The 17,688-nt window shown below is 35.0% G+C and carries 12 protein-coding genes; 1 reads left to right on the top strand and 11 read right to left on the bottom strand.

Features of this window, described 5'->3' with window-relative positions:
* On the top strand, positions 1-918 hold a 918-nt coding region (locus A9G35_RS08225; protein WP_065636451.1), incomplete at its 5' end, for an IS481 family transposase.
* Positions 919-1,121: 203 nt separating this feature from the next.
* Here the strand turns inward: A9G35_RS08225 and A9G35_RS08220 are convergent.
* The 11 genes from A9G35_RS08220 to A9G35_RS08170 all read right to left on the bottom strand — a co-directional run bounded on the left by A9G35_RS08220 (position 1,122) and on the right by A9G35_RS08170 (position 17,688).
* Positions 1,122-2,561: a VWA domain-containing protein gene (locus tag A9G35_RS08220; protein ID WP_065636450.1), complete on the bottom strand. Its 1,440-nt coding sequence runs from the start codon at positions 2,559-2,561 to the stop codon at positions 1,122-1,124.
* A gap of 102 nt (positions 2,562-2,663) precedes the next feature.
* Complete coding sequence (locus A9G35_RS08215; protein WP_065636449.1) at positions 2,664-4,073, bottom strand: VWA domain-containing protein; 1,410 nt, start codon at positions 4,071-4,073, stop codon at positions 2,664-2,666.
* Positions 4,074-4,154: 81 nt separating this feature from the next.
* A complete protein-coding gene (locus tag A9G35_RS08210) occupies positions 4,155-4,637 on the bottom strand; it encodes a hypothetical protein (protein ID WP_065636448.1) in 483 nt (160 codons plus the stop codon).
* A 2-nt stretch (positions 4,638-4,639) separates the two neighbouring features.
* Positions 4,640-5,329: a hypothetical protein gene (locus A9G35_RS08205; protein ID WP_065636447.1), complete on the bottom strand. Its 690-nt coding sequence runs from the start codon at positions 5,327-5,329 to the stop codon at positions 4,640-4,642.
* Positions 5,322-6,911: an SUMF1/EgtB/PvdO family nonheme iron enzyme gene (locus tag A9G35_RS08200; protein WP_218057239.1), complete on the bottom strand. Its 1,590-nt coding sequence runs from the start codon at positions 6,909-6,911 to the stop codon at positions 5,322-5,324. Before A9G35_RS08200 ends, A9G35_RS08205 begins: the two co-directional genes overlap by 8 nt.
* The gene (locus A9G35_RS08195) at positions 6,901-8,124 is read right to left on the bottom strand and encodes an ABC transporter permease (RefSeq protein ID WP_065636446.1); all 1,224 of its coding nucleotides are present in this window, start codon (positions 8,122-8,124) and stop codon (positions 6,901-6,903) included. The genes A9G35_RS08200 and A9G35_RS08195 overlap by 11 nt, the downstream gene beginning before the upstream one ends.
* A gap of 3 nt (positions 8,125-8,127) precedes the next feature.
* Positions 8,128-8,844 carry an ABC transporter ATP-binding protein gene (locus A9G35_RS08190; RefSeq protein ID WP_065636445.1) on the bottom strand — a complete coding sequence of 239 codons (717 nt, stop codon included), beginning with the start codon at positions 8,842-8,844 and terminating at the stop codon, positions 8,128-8,130.
* A 19-nt stretch (positions 8,845-8,863) separates the two neighbouring features.
* Positions 8,864-10,828: a vWA domain-containing protein gene (locus A9G35_RS08185; RefSeq protein ID WP_065636444.1), complete on the bottom strand. Its 1,965-nt coding sequence runs from the start codon at positions 10,826-10,828 to the stop codon at positions 8,864-8,866.
* Between the two features lie 12 nt (positions 10,829-10,840).
* Positions 10,841-11,869: a hypothetical protein gene (locus tag A9G35_RS08180; RefSeq protein ID WP_065636443.1), complete on the bottom strand. Its 1,029-nt coding sequence runs from the start codon at positions 11,867-11,869 to the stop codon at positions 10,841-10,843.
* Between the two features lie 123 nt (positions 11,870-11,992).
* Positions 11,993-14,665, bottom strand: coding sequence for a putative virulence factor (locus A9G35_RS08175; RefSeq protein ID WP_065636442.1), 2,673 nt, complete (start codon positions 14,663-14,665; stop codon positions 11,993-11,995).
* Positions 14,662-17,688: a virulence factor SrfB gene (locus A9G35_RS08170; protein ID WP_065636441.1), complete on the bottom strand. Its 3,027-nt coding sequence runs from the start codon at positions 17,686-17,688 to the stop codon at positions 14,662-14,664. The genes A9G35_RS08175 and A9G35_RS08170 overlap by 4 nt, the downstream gene beginning before the upstream one ends.

Raw genomic sequence — 17,688 nt, 5'->3', positions numbered from 1 at the left:
ATCAGTCGTAAAAAGCCTATCGAAAAAAATCGGGTAGAGCCACATATAGAACAAGCCGTTGTCAATATGGCCTATGAATATCCAGCTTATGGGCAACATCGAGTTGCCAATCAACTTCGTCAAGAAGGCATCATGGTGTCAGGGAGTGGGGTACGCTCTATTTGGCTACGTCACGATTTAGAAAGTTTTAAAAAACGCTTAATAGCCCTAGAAACCAAAGTGGCACAAGAAGGATGTGTGTTCACTGAAAATCAATTACAAGCCCTTGAAAAAGCCAAAGCATCAAAAGAAGCGCATGGTGAAATTGAGACACATCATCCGGGTTATTTATGTGCACAAGATACCTATTATGTAGGGCACATTAAAGGCATAGGGAAAATATACCAACAAACATTTATTGATACCTATTCCAGACTCGCTTTTGCTAAAGTCTATACCGAGAAAAACAGCCTGATTGCTGCCGATATGCTCAATGATAAAGAGCTTCCTTTCTTTGACAGCGAACAAGTGCCGCTGTTACGCATTCTTACAGACCAAGGTACGGAATATAATGGCCATAAGGAGAGCCATGCTTATGAGCTTTATCTTAATCTAGAAGATATTGAACACACCAAGACCAAAGCCTACAGCCCACAAACAAACGGTATTTGTGAGCGATTCCATAAGACGATGAAAACAGAATGTTATGATATTTTATTTCGGCGTAAGATTTACACGCAATTGAGTGAAATACAAAACGATATTGAGCAATGGCTTGAATTTTACAATCGAGAAAGAGCGCATTCAGGAAAATATTGTTATGGGAAGACACCATGGCAAACATGGAATGATGCAAAGGGGTTGGTTAAGGAAAAGCAATTGGAGAGTTTATTTTGCTCATCGGACACGCATTTTGTTAAAATGAAAGCCGATGAGTAATATGTGTCTGTCAGATTAAGTTTGAGCTACTACAATTAAATAAAATCATTACCTTTCCTGACTGATTTTTTATAAAAGATAATGTCTTTTTTATTTTAAGTCTATAAAATGTGCTTTTATTGTTTTAAATTTCAAAGCGTTCAAATGTGCCAACCAAAAACTAGCTTAGTGCGCCAAATAAATAATTTGGCGCGGTTTGTTTTTTATTGGCAAGTTGGTCTGTTGATTTTTAAGCTTGATACCGCTTTATTCATCTGTTTTATCATATCTTTAGGGCTTTGGGCTATGTAAACCTTGCCACCTGTGGCATTAGCAATGCAATGAATTTTGTGTTCGCCAGCAATATCGACAATATTAATTTTTAACCGTGGTTTTTGTGATGCAATATAATTAGCTAGTGTACAGATGTTATTTCTTGAACAGTTGTCTTCGCCATCACTGATTATCAGAATATAATCATCACGTTTTACACCATCAAGCATTTGGCTAGCTTTTTGTAGCCCACTGTATAAAGGCGTTCCACCACCACCTGCCGCTGTTGGTGTTAGGCGTTTTATTTTTCGTTTTAGCGTTCCTCGATTTGTGTAATTATAAAATGGCGAAACATCGGCCGTTGGGCAACTTGTTAAGGTGACAAGCGAAATATCGATATTTTGTTGTATTTTATCAATACTTGAGGTTGCTACATTCTTACTACTTGATAAACGAGTTGGTAAGCGTGTCATGCGTTTTTCATAATTGATTCTGTCTTGTTCTGACATGTTACGACCATAACCATAGGACATATATTGGAAGTATTTTTCAACCTCTTGTGGTGGTTCATTTAAGGTGACAGTCATTGATAATGAGTTGTCAAAAATCATAACCATTTTTGAAGGATTAGAATTTTTTTTAATCTCTTCTTTGGTTATGCAGTTAGGCGGATTTTTTACCTTAGGCACTGGCGCTGGTGTTAACGCTGGTTCAGATTTTGCAATAGGCTCAGACATCAACGGTGGCTCGGGCTGTTGTGGTTTTGTTGCTGGCTCTGGCACAGATTCTGGCTGTTTTTCTTCAACAGGTGCCGAAATAACTGGCTTCGATGCTGGCTCAGCAGGCACAATTTTAGGTTTTGCAAGCGGACAAAATAAGTACCAAAGTAAGCCAAGTAGTCCAACTAAAAATAAGGCTAAAAGTAAAAAATGCCACCAACGCCAAAATGGTGTTGGCGCAACAATTGGCACAGGCTGTACATCTTCTTGAAAAGTATTAACAATGACAGGTTCATCATTGATGGCATAAATTAAGTTGCTTAAGCTTTTAATTTTAGGAAGCCATATTGAAACTAAATTTTGCTCTTCGTTACTTAATGGCATAAGGTTTATTGCAGTTTCAATGTCATTAAGGCGCGTTTGTAATATTTGGATAATCTCGTCTTTTTGCGATTGGTTGACTATGTTATCAAGTAAAAGCGGTTGCCCTTCAAGATCAGTATACCAACCTACATATTGCTGATTATCAATTAACTTTGGTGTAGCTAAAATTGAAAAAGTACGTTCAGTTAAATGTGGTTTTAATAATAAAAGTAAGGAATGATATTGTTCTAACTGAGGAATTGTATCAGGGTTATTAGAATCAAAAGCCATCCGTGTTATTCGTTGCATCGTGAGTTCAATTCCTTACATTTCATTATTATTTTTATAGTCATTACAAATAAAATTATAATAAATTCGATAGTTAATTATAGCCTATTGTTAAAAAAATAGTTATTCGCATATCGGTTTACTAATATTCATATTCGAAACAGCATTATTCATTTGTTTGACGATCTGTGTTGGGCTTTGAGCTATATAAACTTTACCACCTGTTTTTTGAGCAATACAGTCAATTTTGTGCTGTCCTGCAATATCAACAATATTTATTTTTAGGCGTGGCTGTTGGGTGGAAATTTTATTTGCTAAGGTACAAATGTTGGCTTTGGTGCAGTTATCTTCGCCATCGCTAATGACTAAAATGTAATCATCACGATTGACGCCGTCAAGCATTTTGCTGGCTTGTTTTATACCATTATATAAAGGCGTTGCACTATTGTACTCTAATGGCTTTAATCTGTTAATTTTGTTTTTTAATTTATCTCTATTTTCATAACTATAAAACGATGTCTTGTGTGCCGCAGGACAAGACGAAAGTGTTACTAAAGCGATGTTAACTTCTGGTTGTATTTTATCAATGGCCGATAACGCGACCTTTTTACTGCTTGATAAGCGGTTAGGTAAACGTGTCATGCGTTTTTGATATGCGTCGGCCTCATCTTCGCTCATTGAATACCAATCAGCATGCAAGTATTTATCAATAGATTCTGGCGTTTCCATCAATGTCAATTTCATTGATGCGGAATTGTCAAATATCATAACCATTTTAGGTGTGTCAGTATTATTCGCAATTTGTTGACGAGTAATACAATTTTTAGGTGCTGGTATTGGCGCAGGTATGGGTGCTGGTACTATCGGTTCAGGATCAGATTTTGCAACAGGTGGTTGCTCTTTCTTAGGTGTTTCAATAATAGTAGGTTCTGGTTCCTTTTCTTCAACTGGTTGAGTTAGTACTGGTTCAGCAATTACGGGGTTTTCTTTTCCATATGGGCAAAATAAATACCAAAGCAGACCAAGCAGTCCAAGGAGTAATAAGCCTAAAAGTAAAAAATCCCACCAACGCCAAAACGATGTTTGTGCAATAATGGGAACAGGAGCTGAAGCAGGTAAAATAGGATCTTCAAAGGTGTTAACAATAACAGGATCATCATTAATGACATAAATAGAGTTACGTAAGCTTTTTAGCCTAGGTAACCATGATGAAAGAAATACTCCTTGTTGGTCAGTAACAGCAATTAATTTAACTGTTTCTTCAATATCGTTGAGCCGATTTTGTAGAGTTTTTTCTATCTTACTTTTTTGTGATTCATTATTGATATCACTCAATAAAATAGGCTGCCCTTCTAAATCAGTATGCCAAGCAATATATTGATTATCATCAATTAATTTTGGTATAGCTAAAATTGAAAATGTCCGTTCAGTTAAATGCGGCTTTAGCAATGCTAACAAAGTATAATATTGATCTAATAAAGAATTTTTTTCAATATTATTATGATCAAACACAATTCTTGTTATTCGTTGCATTGCTAATGCTCTTCTCTTTACTTAGGTGTTCATTTAACTTTTTCTGTTTTTATTTCAGCTTTTATTGAACAAGCAATATAGTTATATATTGAGTGCTTTTTGTAATTGTTGTAGTTTTTTGTTTAGCTTGTCTAACTCAACTTTTTTTTCAAGCTCAGAACTACTTGAACTATTCACTTTTTTAAGTTGTTGCTCAATATCGGCTACTTGGGCTTGTAAGTCATTACGACCTTTGGCTTTTTGTTTAATTTCGTTAGTGAGTTTAGTTAAATCAGTTTTCAGTTTTTGTTGTTGTGCCTGTTTTTGTTTAATACTTAATGCACTATCATTTTTTTGTTTTTCAATAGCGGCATAAATTTCTTTAAACTGCTGATTGGCTCTTTTTTCATTTTCTAGAATTTGTTGTTTATGATCAACCCGAGCTTGGTAATTTCCTGAATAATTACAGCTAATTTTATCCATAATACCAATATCTGTATTTTTGGGATCGCACTGTTCAAGTGTTGTTGAACAACCCGCTAAAAAAACAAGTGGGCTGAGTAATAAAAGATATCTTTTTTTCATAATTAGCTAACCTTAACTGCTGAACGTTGTTTTGTAACAAGAGTAATTTGATTTTCAAGTACTGAAATTTGTTTATGTAATTGGTTTATTTGTTTATCAAGTTTTGATACTTTTACACCAGATTGTTGTTCTTGGGATGATATTAAAATCCAATCATTTTCAACTTTCTTCATACTCTGTAATTTATCTGTCAAATAGGCAATATTGGCATCAATTTGTGCTAAATCGGTTTGAGCTTGTTTTTTATTCAATGTGTCTTTTTTGATTTGATTATTTAATATCTTAAGTGTTGCTAAATTCTTATCTAATACAGCTTTAGCTGTTTCGGTCACAGCTTGCACTTCGTAGGTATTTTTTTGAATGTCTTGGATATAAACATCAAGACGTGTTTCGGCATCAGCGTACTCAGCACGTTTAGAATCAAGATAATAGTTTGCGCCCATCATCACACCACAACCAACCGCCGCAGATGCAAGGCAAACGCCTGTTTTTCCACCTGCTAATACACAGCCAATACCACCTAAACCCGCACCAATAGCACAAGATTGCCATGCTGATTTGCTAAAAAATTTGGCTGTATTGCTTTTAGTTAATGCAGGATCGACGTTTCTAGAGCTTACTCCACCAGCTCCTTGACAACCTGTTAAAATCAGCGATAAACATAAAGTAATGGCTACTATAATTTTATTCATTATTTTTTCCTTTTATTTCATTACATGTTTGCAGCCAAGCTGTTCGTTCGATTTTTCCTGATTCAACATATTGATTAATATGTTTGAAGTAAAGTTTTAAATAATCACTCATATTAGCTTTGCCACTATTTTCTAAAATAAATTGAGTTGATTTGGCTTGATCATTAATTGTCTTTTTTTCATAATTTGATGCGGTGTTAACAATGGTATCAGAATAATATTTTAATATAAAATCTCGCGCACTTTTTGATTCATCAACAACCTGTTTTAAATTGTCTAATTTCACTTTTGAACACATGTTGCTGTCATCTAGTGTGTCTATTTCTTTTGGATCACACACTTCATTAACCATTGTTTTATATAAGTTGTCATTATATTCAAACTTGCTATTTAAATCTGAAACATTAGCACACAAAAATGCGCCTAATTGTAATGCTGATTGTATGGAGCGATCGCGTTGTTCGTCACGCGCTTGGTTTGCACTGCGTAAAAGTATGTTGAGTTGATTTAATTCTTTTTTGGTTTTTTCATCTTCGACTTGTTTGGTGATTTTTTCAAGTTCACCAACAACATTGCTGCTTTTAGTGTTGTCTGTTTCGTTGCCTAATGCGCTCCATTCTTTATCTAGTTCTTTAATTTTATCATTAGAATTCATTACTTCTGTGGTATAAATTAAACGAAACCCAACATCTTTACTTTTATAAGCACCTTTATCATCATAAAAAGGTTTTTCAGTACGAAAAGCACTGGTGGTTGATGATTCAGGCGTTAAATAGCTGCCACCACGCACAATAATTCCACCTTGTTGACCATGGTAGCGATCAAGTTTATTCATTCTAAATGAGTCAAACATCATTTCGCTAGCGTTACCTAAAATATCATAAAGACCTAGCGGATTTGGTTCTAATCTTCCAATAAGCTGTAATTTACCATTAGCTGACTTAGCGCCAGAAAACCACGCATAGCTTTCAAGATTACCTGTCATAGGGAATCGTGATTCACGGAACTCCGATTCAGTTACTTTTGCCCCACCTCGTACTGCATATTCCCATTCCGTATTATTAGGCAAACGAATATATCCTTTAGGAATAGAATTTGATTTTATTTTTGCCTGATTTTCAATTAACCAATGGTTATATTTGTCAGTAAATGCAATAGCATCAAACCAACTAATATTAGTTATAGGAAAAGAAAGATTTAATTTAGGTGTTGGACAAGTGTCATTCATGACTGCTTGGTATTGTAGTGCGGTAATTTCATATTTACCTATTAGGTAATATCTTTCATTGCCCGAGTCAGAAAAGCTACCAGAAATATAATTTGGTGTTGCATATTCAGCGAAACCGAACTCTTTTTGGTTACTACCTAAAATAATTTTGACATCATCAAGTGGTTTATTAGTTGGTGTGAAGACCTTTTTCATGACTAAACTGCCATCACACGGCATAGATAAAATTACGTCATCTTTTGCGGGCTTTGGGTTGTAAAATTTGCTGTCCCAAGGTTCTGCAAAACTTAATGACGGAATTAAACAGATTGCTACCAATCCAAAACATGCTAATTGAGTATAATTATGCTTCACGCAGGCTTTCTGCTGGTTGGATCTTAATAGCACGTCGACCTCCTATGGCTACAACTAGAGCTGAAATAAATAGGATCAGCATAAATGCAATAATAAAATGATAAAATTGTAATCGACTTACAATAGGTTGTGAAACTAAATTTTCACCTAAAATCGTATTAAACGCATAATTTCCTAATAAAAATAGCACAAAAGAGATAAAAAATGCCAAGCAACTTAATGTAATCGCTTGATTGATTAAATAAAACATAATTTCTCTAGATTGAAAACCAATTAGTCGCATGAAAGCGATATCCTTGCGCTTACGTTCTATGTTGGATAAAAATGAGCCAGAAAATGATAAAATACAGCCAATTCCTGCCGTGATCGCAATAACACTAAAAATAAAATTAAGTACACGATCGATCGCTTTTACGTTTTCGATTGCGTTAGATTGCGTTCGAGTTTCAATATGCTTTTCTCGTAATTTAAAGGCCAATGGCGCAACATTATCTAGTTCGTTAGCATAAATACGTGCACGAGCAAACGATGTGTGGTTAAGTGGGTTTAATTGTCCTGTGGATGTTTTGAATATGTCACTTTGATAACCATCATAAAAATCTTCCATCGCAATAAGTAAATCTAAAGAGACAAAAGCCGCAGCTCGGTTATAACGATTTTCGGGGATAATGCCCATAACTTCTAATACGGTTATTCCTTTTTCAAGTTTTCCATCAAGCTGCCTAGTAATCACCATTTTGACTCGACTTCCTACTGTTACTTGCATTTTTTCGGCCGATAATGAACTTAATAAAATTTGTTTTTTATTATTAAGTAATGGCAAGTTTTTTGTTATTGGATCATCTTTGGCTGTAGGTATAATTTCGGCATTATTAACAAAATGGCTAGCGTCTTTGATTAAATCAGCTTGCGTGTTTAACGAGCGTGTAAGCGGGATCACAAAAGTGGTTTCAGGTTGCTTTTTTATCCAATTAAACATTTCGTCATTAAGTTGTAAATTACCAACAATTTTGATTTCTAAATTTTGTGGATCGTTTACTAATTGCTCACGAAGTTGCGAAACTATGCCATATTTTAAACTAAATAGCAATAATAGTGGTGTAATCACTGAGATCACTGAGGCAATAATACAAAATGATACTTTTTTGTCATACCATAAGTCTGCTAAAGATAAACGAGTAATAAGTAACCATTTTGATAGTGCTTTAGTCATCTTTTACGCCTTATCTTGTTGTGGTAAAAATTCTGATGATTGTGATGAAGTTAACTTAGCTGATAAGGTAAATAAGCCTTTATCAGCTATGCGTTGCCAATCATGAGTGACTATCATCGCTGCTATATTATCTTGCTGGGCTTGTTCAATTATTAGATCAAACAATAAATTCGCATTATAAGGATCTAATGCTGAAGTTGGCTCATCGGCAAGTAATAATGCAGGTTTATGAATAATTGAGCGAATAAAAGAGGCTCGTTGCCTTTCACCAATTGATAGCTGTTTGGGGTATTTATTGATTAAATGCGCTATATTGAGTTTTTGCACTAAATAATCAAACCGATTGTTATCCACTTTTTTTTGTAATAACTTTAATGATAATAAAATGTTGTCACGAACCGTTAAAAATGGCAATAATCCACCTGTTTGTAGCATAAAACCTAAATATTTAGCTCGAATATTAGCTAATTGATCGATCTTATTTTGCTTAATTAGCGTTGCAATATCGATATCACAATGATCTATAGCCATGTTATAGCTACCAATGTTATCTGGTTTTAAAATCATTCCTACCATTTCAAGTAAGGTGCTTTTACCAGCACCACTGTCGCCCTGAATAACGACCACCTCACCAGCTTTTACAGTCAGCTTTGGTAGGCAAACACTAAAAAAGGATTTGCCTGTTGAGCGTGAAATTGCAATTTGATTGATGGTTAACATATTTTCTAACAACACAACTTTATGGCAACATTTCTAATGGTATAGGATAAACATTCTCACGAGGGTCGCTACCTTCAGCTAATGAAATCCAACGATCTACATCTGCATTACATTTTTGATAATAACGAATTTTACTATTTAAATTACGAATAAATTTTTCTTGTTCAAGCCCACTCATACTTTTCCATGTATCTTGATCAAGCCCCGTTACATCGCTCTTATAAGGGATATTATCTAAATATTCACCAAGTAAACCCAAATCTGCAATTTTTGTGACAGAATCTGATTTTAATTTACTTGGATCTTGCCCCATTGCGGCAGCAACAGAGCGAAGTTGCGAAAACATATCATCGGCAGAAATCAATCCATCATTAGCTGCATTTGCAATTTTGCTAACAACATCACTCAGATCACTCAGTTGTGATTTTGTTAATAATATTCGTGGCTCTGCTGTTGGTATAGTTGGTTTGACAAAATCTTTATCGGCAATCCAAGCCTTAAAAACTGACGGTGCTTTAGTACCTTTTACATCCCCTAAATAAGCAAGTTGCATTGCCTTACTTAATAACAATGCATCTTTTAACATATCAGAGTTATCATCTTTTGCATTTATAGCATTGCCAACAGAAGCTTCACCTTTATATGCTAGTTTGACTTGTTCAGATAGTGCTTGCGCTAATAAATCTACTTTTTTACCAAATTCATTAACATCACCAGCATTAACTGGGTAATAAAGTGATTTATGAATGAAATCGTTATAAGTTAAGTCTGAATATTGTGCTGCCGCTACTTGGTGATCTTTTGCACCACTTGGCGTTTTTAAATGTAGTGCATAAATGGCAACTCCTTTATGCTGAGCTTCAAGCCTTAATTGCGCTGCATCCATGCCAGTACTAGAAAGCTTATCATCACCCGGAATCGCACTAGCATCTGTTATTAAAATCATATAACGTGCGCCAAAACTATTCCAATTGATATCATTTAATGCCTGAGCAATGCCCGCATAAGAATCTTCCGCAAAATACGAGGTAGAAACAGAGGCTTGTTTAAGTGAAGCACTTAACTTTTTAAAGTCTTCTTTATCTTTAACTTTATTTGGGTCAGCAAAAATTTTGGTAACAAATTCGAGCTTATCTGATGCTTTTAAGCTTGAACGGAATGATATCAATCCGAATTTAACTTGTTCTTGTAGCTTTTCTTTTTCAATATGCTGATAAACTCGCGTTACCGCTTCTTTAGTTCTTGAAATATAAGGATCCATAGAAATAGTTGAATCAATAACAAACACAATAGCGGCTTTAAAAGGTACTACTTGGTTTGCACTATCATCAGCAGTTTGGGCGGTGTTTTGCTTTGGGTTATTTTTTATCAATGATTCTTGTTTACTTACTGATGCGACTTCTAGCACTCGCTCATAAAACCCTCGCCCATTCATTACTTCTTCACCTTGTAAAATAGGTAATAAATAGAAATTACTTTTAAAATCTACAAACTCTTTAGGTTCTTGAGCAAGCACTTCTGGAGCTGCTTTATTCGCTTTTAGAGCTTCACGAATAGGTTTTAATAAAGTTTCAGGTTTATCAGCATCAACAATCGCAGTCAATGCAGCCTTATCTTTGAAAAATAGCAAAGGGTCACGATAAACTGGGTTAGTAAAAACTAATGTCATTTGCATATTCCAAGCAATTGCACACGAATTGTTAATCCAACCTATTGTTTTACCATAAGAGTCAGGTCCTACTTTAAGCCACTCTTGATGATTATTATTTTTGCGCTCATAAACATAATAACGTGAAAAAGCAGGAACTGATTTACCTTTAGAATCGGTAATATTGATTTTTAATTCACATGTTGGTGTGCTTAATACGCGTTGGTATAGGGTTGTTTTACCATCTTGTTTTAATGGCTCAATAGCAAACCCCATCAAAGGTAAACATGTTAGACCTATCGTCGAAATGAATTTTGAGACAGCTAATTTATTCATTCTTGCTCCTCACTAATTTTGTAATTGTGTTAAACGATCTTTAACAAAGTTATTATTAGGTTCTTTGGTTAACGATGTTTCGTACCAATAAATAGCTGTTTCTTTATCTGATTTAAAGCAGTTATTGGCTTTATAAAATTTTTCGTCATACTCTTTTGCATATAACATAGCTATTTTGGCATCGGTTTGTGCCTGATTTGCATATAATCGCTGAGCAATATTGCATTTTTCTGCTTTTTTAGCTTCCGTAATGACTTGAATAATCTCATCCGATTTGGGGTTGGTTTGTAAGCATTGTTGAATAAAAGTTAAGTCATCGGTCGTAGCGTTATTTATATTACATTGAACACTTACTTGTACCGTTGTAGCTTGTGGTTCTTGATTTTTGAAAAATAAAAAATACCACACCGCAACACCTAGCCCAATTAGTATTATGAACGCAATGACAATCGTCAAAATCAATCCAAGGCGACTTTTCGATTTAACTACTTCTGTTTCTATAACTTTAGGCTCAACTTCGGGATCTGGCTCAAGCTCGGTTTGGGTTTCGATAGGTTCGTCTGATGCCACCGTTTCAGTATTTAGGTCAGGTTCCTCAATTAAAGTTGGGCTATCTTCAACTTCTGGTTCAATTACAGGATCTGCTTGCGCTATTGCTTGTTGCTCATTCGGTTGAGCTGTTTGTGAGCTTAATGCGATGGAAGGAAGTATATCTGCAGCAATACTAACAACACCTCCATCAATATAATTTGGATTTTGCTTATCACGAATTTGCATAAGAAATCGGAGCTGACTTTCTTGTGTCACCAAAGAGTCAACCAACCATTCCCCAACATGTCCTGTTAATTGTTCGTTTTCAACTGACATGTTTTCAATAGTATGCCAACTTTTTTCAGGGCTCCATTGATTAATGGCTGATAAATAATAACTATCTTGATTTCGTTGGATAAGTATATCAATATCAGAACTACCGCTCCATTTTTGAGCTAAAAACTTCGCAATACCGGGTTTATAACTACTTAATTCAATTCTTAATGCCATGATATCCTCTATTTTTATACTCAAATATGTGAGTATCTTTCATGCAATCTATTACTATTAAGCAGGGAGCTTATTTATGCCAAACAGCATCCCTGTTATGTTTTATTGTTTAATGACGCTATTTTAATTAATCCGCGATTGTTTGAAAGAAGTCAAAATTTCGCCTAATCGGCTATTTTGTTCTTGGCTAATTTCCCGCCCTGCATGATGTCCAACATTTTCTTGCGCCAGTGTGGCAAACGCAATAAACCAATCAAATATCGCATACTGAGAATAATTTTTAGTGTGATCGTTCAGTTTTGGTAATGAATGTGATGATTGGGCATTAAATTCAGTTAATGGTGAAGAAAATATCGGCTTACCTTGATTAACTCGACTCATTGGTATATCACTTGCTTGCCCTTGAATAAAACCAAGCCAAGCAATAAAGTCTGCTAGCAAAGTATAAATAGTACTGATCTGTCTAGACTCAAGATCATCACGTTTACTACCTATATTTTCATTATTTAAAATGCGTTTAGTTAAACTTTCTTCCAATTTCATTCGGTTTGCAGCAGTAATAAGTTCTTCAATAATAAAAGAAAGTGACTTTTGATCAATACCAAAAAATTGCAGAATATGCTTATCTAACACAATATTTCTTAAATGTTCTAACCATGCCGAAAAGACTGTTGTTGCAAACTTTGATTCAGTTGGTAATACTTCTGTTGATTTAGCTGTTAGTGATAAACTTGAATCAGAAAACAATTCAAAATCAGCATTTAAACCAAAATCGTTTGATAAATTATCTAATAAATTATCGTTACCATCTTGAGCCGTTTCATTATCAATAGTACTAGAATGGTAAAGAGCTCTAATCGTTTGGTCTGGTAATTCAAGGGTTTTGAGTAGTTCGCCTAACAATAATGCTTTGCTTTGTAACTCTTTAACAACATCAGCAATGATCTGCTTTTTCTTAGCTAATGCTTCATCATTGTCCGCTTGATACCAAGTATCAAAACGCATATTGATGATATACTCAATTTTTTCGTTAAGTTGTTCAACAATTCGTTGCTGTTTAACTTCTGTAATAGCAACTTGTTCTAGGTATTGGCTAATTCGCCCTATGCCACCATCATTAAGCTTTAACATGGCATCCCATGCTTCTTCTGGCTGGAACACATATTCTTTAATATCACTATTTTGCACAAATGTACTTTTTAATACATTCATTTTATCTTGATAATTTTCTCTATAATCAAGCTCTTGGCTAGTGCTTGGTTCGACATTTAAAAATGGCACATCGAATCCAGGTTTACGGACTAAAAAGACATTATTAAATTTATGATCGTTTGACCAGTTACTTAACCAATCATAACTACCAAACCGTTCTAAAATTGTTTGCTGTAGTAAACCGCCTTTACCCCAGCTATTTTTAAGATTATCTTCAGATAGCGTTAACGATGTGCCAATGCGTTTATCAAACATGGTAATTGCCCACAATAACCCTGCTTTTTTAGTGGCTCTTTTTTCAGCCGTTTCGCCTTGTGTTTTATCGATCCAGCGCTCAAGTACAGGGCCTACATCATTAACATCGGATTGTTTATCTGATGGAGTACAGACAACAAGCACGTTCATTTCTTGGCTATCAGTATATTTTTCAAAAAGATAAGCAACTTTACCACGCAATAAAAGCTGAGCAATTAGGTTACCTTCTTTAACGTCTGAAATCGATATCAAATTTAAACGTCCTCGATATCCAGGAAAATCAAGTAAATCCACATTTTCAAACGTTGGTACTCGGGTTTTATTGACTAATGGAAAGATTAATTCGGCAGTTAAAAAAGCAAGTTGTGCTAAAGATACAGCAACAGGCGTGCCATTTAATGGTGTTATGGTGACTGAAGAATCTTTGTCGGTATTCAATCGTTCGAGAATATCAACATTCATAATGCTGTCGATTTGCGACTTAGTACCATTATTATCTTTGATTAAGACAGAAAGTGGCGCGTATATTGTTTCAGCATAACTTAAACTTGATAAAGTTGACGCCAATTGTGTATAAATATTGGTGAGTTCAGCAATTCTTCCCCATAAAACCGAAAACATCTCACCTCTATCAGCTGTTGTTAGATAAGGCAGAAGATGAATAGCCTTGTCCCAATAACCGCCTTTTAACTCTTCAAGCGAATTACCAAAGTTTTCAGATAAATAATCGTACAGATCAACAATGTCATCTTCACTCACACCACCAACATAGTGGGCTTGTTTTTTGTTTTCTAAACGCTGGATCAACTGGTTTAACTGTGAAAAGTCGATTTTATTGGTGACTTTTTGCTGATCAAAATCTTTAAAATAAGCATTTATTAAGATTTTTACAATTTCTATCTCTTTAAATAATTTTAATTCTAATGGATAGTTAGCTATACCGCCTTTAGCAATGCGACTAAAACGTGTCACTAGTCCCGTTGCCTCTTTACCACTACCGACAGGATTTACATGGTCAATAAAATCTAACACTTCATTATCGACAACTGTTTCTAGTTTACCGTTTTCGCCTGCTGCTAGCGCTGAAATAAGATAAGATTTACCTGCTTGTGATAATCCAAAAAAACCAACCGCAACAGATTTAGTTGATACATCACCCAATCGTTTTGCACTGTTGCGTAAACGACGTAAATCTAAAATTAAATTATCCGCTTCACTATCTAAACGTTTAGATGAATGGCGTGTTTGATTCACCCAATCAATGGCCTCTGCCGATACTTGATAGACCTGATCCCAAGATTTAGGTAGTTGTTCGTTTAAGTTTTTCATCGTTTTATCATTCCACTATCAAGCCAATATTGTGTGCTAATTAAACCAGAATTAACCATAGTATTTAAGCTTAGTTTAATATCCTGATTTTTATTACAAGCACGCCCATCCGAGGCTTTTACATCTTTAATATAAAAATTTTCAACCGTTTTTTGTTTATTTTTAATTCCTAATGTAACTTCTAAAATCACACCATCGGCACTTAAACGCTTAGCCACCTCACTATTTTCAATAGTTAATATATAGATAGGTGATGCTGGCCACCTTTCAACTTCAAGTTGCCTAAAACCAAGCCTTGTGGTACCTCTAATTTCGAACGAGTGCTCAGGAAAGTCATAATCAGGATTATCTAAGTCAATATCTTGGTAATAGACATTTTCTTTTTTAATCATATTAAGATTATCTAAAAGTCCAATGTATTTAACGGTTGAATATAAATCTATATTTGAGGATCTAAAATAAAAATTATGTAACCTTAGATTTTTGCTTAAAAAGCACAGCATTGCCCCCACCGCTGCGGTTGTTTTAGGGTCATCAATGCGTTCTTGCTTATGGAACGGATACCATCCCCCTGTATAATAACCATGTAACGGCAAAATTCGCCCTGCAGGCATTGATAAACGTGATCGGAAATAACTTTGAATACCCGGTAAACGAGAAGGACGACCTGTTAATAAAAGCACATCACACTGATAGCAGCTAATAATTTCGGATAGTGCATCAAATGTTTTACAAATATTATAATAATCACCACGAATAAACAGATAATGAATGCGTTTTAGATTAATTTCGATATCCAAATCAAGTACTGAAAACTCAGGATTATTTAATGCGCGCTTAATAGGTTCATTAATAAAATTAAGCACATTGTCAGTCATTGTGTTATGTTGTAATAATTCACCAAAGGTTGAACGATAATCGTTTTTTTCTGAGTGTAATGGGTCATAAAGTTCATACGCTTTTAATATCTGTAATCCAACTGGTGTAAATAGCTGTAAGGTAAGTTGCTGGCGCAATACCGCATCTTGAATAGACAGTTGCTGAGAGCCAATAATGGTGGACAAAATTGGGGTAGGGTCAGCAATACCTGCTTGTTTTAAGCCATTTGTCAAAGCGGTTAACACCGTATCTTGGATGATATCAAGTAAAATATCATCTCCTGCAACTTTAAATCCATCACGAAAACGCTGTGTTGGTACAATATAAGCATTACTGCTATTGGCTTGCCCATTTGCTCCGTAATCTAATTGATAGTCGTTAATCACTAAATCCGTCGTACCACCACCAATATCAACGGTTGCAATAGTTAGCTTTTGTTTATCTACTTTACTTGGACGCACCATTGAAGCAATAAACTCTTCACAACGACCATTATAATTATTTTGTGTTTCGTTAAATAAATAAACCACTTGGCCACAAGTTGCTTCGTCCCATTGAATATGGACTTCAGGAATATTCGGCCATACACTTTTTAGCTGTTCTGGGTTGTTAAAATCAATATTATCATCTAAGCCATCCCAACCAAGGCTTTTCCAAACTAAGCCAATTGCTTGATATACACAACTTTTAAATATTGCTTGCTCTGGCTTTGGCATGGCTGGTGGAATAGTTAAAATAATTGAGCGTAAATTGCGTGGCGTTTTAGCGTGTTCCAGTTTATTACGTTGAGCGACGCTGTTTATTTGCATTAATGCATGCATCAACACTTCACATAGCATAAATGTCATCAACGAACTTCTTGAGTATTTTGGGTGGAATACCGGCATCTTGCGATCATACTCTTCTTGAATATCATTGCTAAGAATGTGTAATGCTTCACCATATTCGTTAATTAAACTTGAGAAAGGTTCAGCAGTTGCAAATGGTTCATGATCACTTTTTACATAATAAGAATTAAAACGCCAACCTTGTTCGTATTTGTCTTGGTCCCACAAATAACGTTTTGGACTTGAAAGTCCAGTTGATCCCTCGTTACCTTCACGCCGACTGGCAAGTCTGCTAGCTTCTTTTCCTACTCGAACAATGCTTGGCCAACGAAACGTATCACGGCGTCCGCTTTGCAATGAAAAATGTTCTTTACCAAAAAAAGTTTGAGCAAATTCAACACGGCTTTCAAATGGTTCATTATAGATATGCTCTGGCTGAGTTAAATCACGAATTTCAAGCTCATAACGATGATTTAAACTATCTTTATCTTGAGCATGATCTTCAATTAAAATGCCACAAGTTCGAGAATTTCCCACATCTAAAATCATATCAACAGGAATTGATTTAACAATATCATCTTTATTATTTGACACAATTTTAATTGTTGGCAATTGCAATGAATCAGCAAGTAAATGGATAATGTTTAGGTAATGCCCATAGTAAGTTTTATTTTTTATTTCTTGATTAATATCATCTTTATGTATCTTTAAACGCTCTGGTTGTGGTGCAAGTTCTTGAAAGAGATCAATTAACCAACTAGTTATCCATTTGAGTTCTAAATACCATGAAACGTGATCTGAGCGATGTGCTAAACTAAATACTGCACCAGTCATCACATCGTTTTCGGTTGGAGCAAGATAAGCAACATCTTGTAAGTTAGCAAATACTTTTGTATCAAATGCAAACGTGATTCGGTGTGTATTGCCGTTAGGATCTTCCCCTTCGGGAATATTAACAATTCGAACTCGACTCCAGTTATGTGGGCCTTTATCAAAACGTTCAGGAGGAATTGAACGTAAAACAGGAACAGGTAGCCAAATACCATCAAATAATTTTAATGATTGATCAACGCTAATTTCTTGTGTTGGTTTAACTGCAAACGCACGGTTATCAGGCGTAAAAAATTGACCACTGTCGACATCTTCAATCAATCTAATTAGTGCACCACTCTCAGAGGGATCAATAAAACACCCATTAACTTTACTGCGCCATTCATTATCTTTCCAATCGATTTTAAGTGCAAAGTCAAGAAACTGAATACCACTATTCATAATAAGTGTGACTTCTTGACCATAATTGCGTAATTCTGGAAGCAT

Origin of the sequence: Gilliamella sp. Choc5-1 (assembly GCF_001690595.1) — a bacterium.
GTDB lineage: Bacteria > Pseudomonadota > Gammaproteobacteria > Enterobacterales > Orbaceae > Gilliamella > Gilliamella apicola_M.
This window is presented reverse-complemented; position numbering and strand designations above follow the sequence as displayed.